The organism is Sporolactobacillus inulinus, from assembly GCF_006539285.1.
Lineage (GTDB): Bacteria > Bacillota > Bacilli > Bacillales > Sporolactobacillaceae > Sporolactobacillus > Sporolactobacillus inulinus.
On sequence record NZ_BJMS01000197.1, the window covers coordinates 1 to 1547 of the forward strand.

Here is a 1547-nt window from a genome sequence, read left to right on the forward strand (position 1 = left end):
GATAAGCGTGTTCCGCCCCGCTCTTGATACGCGGTGATAGAATAAGAGAGGACATACTTTTCGATGAAAGAGGGAGTTCCATGGAGAAACATTTTTTTAGTCGCAACCGTGAAAAGCTTTATGAAAAACTGGAAGATCAATCGCTCATCCTCTTGTTTGCTGGAGAAGCTGCGCATCAATCTGCAGATGAGAGCTATCCTTTTTATCCAAACCGTAATTTTTACTACATGACGGGGATTACCGAACCGAACGTGATCTTTGTTGCCGCAAAATTTGGAGGCAAGGTTGAGGAAACCTTGTTCATTCAGCGCGCGGATCCATGGATGGCTCGCTGGGTCGGTGAAACAATCACCCCAAACGAAGCTCAGGAAGCTTCAGGTGTCCAGAATATCGAGCTGCTCGATAAATTCGACAGTTACATTCGCTCAGAACTGGACGCTCGCGTCTACAAGCATTTATACGCCGATCTGGAAACAAAATCATGGGAATTCCCATCGAAACCGGCGAATAAGTTTGCCGCTCACGCAGCCGTATCCTATCCTTATCTCTCGATTCACAATCTGTATCCGACTATTTGTAAATTCCGAGTGATCAAGTCACGCGAAGAAATTGAATTGATTCGCGAAGCCGGAAAAATAACCGCTGATGGAATCAAATACGTGATGGCCAATGCAAAACCGGGGATGAAAGAATATGAACTTGAAGCCTATTTCAATTTTGTACTGAAAAGTTGCGGCTGCACCGAATTCGCTTTCCCAACCATTCTCGCCGGCGGGTTTAACGGAACCGTACTTCACTATTCGGAAAACAGCGGCACAGTAAGCGACGGTAGTCTTGTCTTATTGGATCTTGGTGCCCAGTATAAGTATTATAACGGCGACATCAGCTACACATTTCCGGTAAACGGGCACTTCACGGCGCGTCAGAAAACCATCTATGACATTGTGCTGCGCTGCAATCAGGAAGTGTCGAAAATGGCGAAACCAGGAGTTGCTTTTCAAGCGCTCAATGCATTTACTCGCGAATTTTATGCGGAAGAGTTAATGAAAATTGGCTTGATCCAATCGCCCGATGAATTGAGCAAATACTATTTTCACGGAGTCAGCCACTCACTTGGGCTCGATACCCATGACGTTGGACCTTACCGTGACATGGACCTTGCTGCCGGTGAAGTCATCACAAACGAGCCGGGCTTGTATATTCCTGAAGAAAGTATCGGTATTCGTATCGAGGATGATCTGCTGATTACAGAAACCGGCGCCGAAATTCTAACGACCGGACTGCCACGGACAACGGATGAAATCGAACAATTTATGGCGGAAAATCGTTAACACAGCTTTCGTTAAGCCGCCAACCTTAGATTTTTTCTTAGAAGACGCGCACTGCATGAGATGCAAGGATTATATCTTTACAGCGATTTTCAAGACACGCCGATGTCATCTTGTGTCGGTTTCCCGGGAAATAATCCCCACTCGATCAATGCGTCTTCGTTACCGTACGCTCATCAGACATGAGAAGAACCGGACAAAAAGCGCCCGGTCCTTACT

General features: G+C 46.3%; 1 protein-coding gene. It reads left to right on the forward strand.

All coding sequences use genetic code 11. The features are described 5' to 3' along the window. The first annotated feature begins 80 nt into the window (after nt 1-80). Complete coding sequence (locus tag SIN01_RS14670; protein WP_010027867.1) at nt 81-1331, forward strand: aminopeptidase P family protein; 1251 nt, start codon at nt 81-83, stop codon at nt 1329-1331. Nucleotides 1332-1547: the final 216 nt, after the last annotated feature.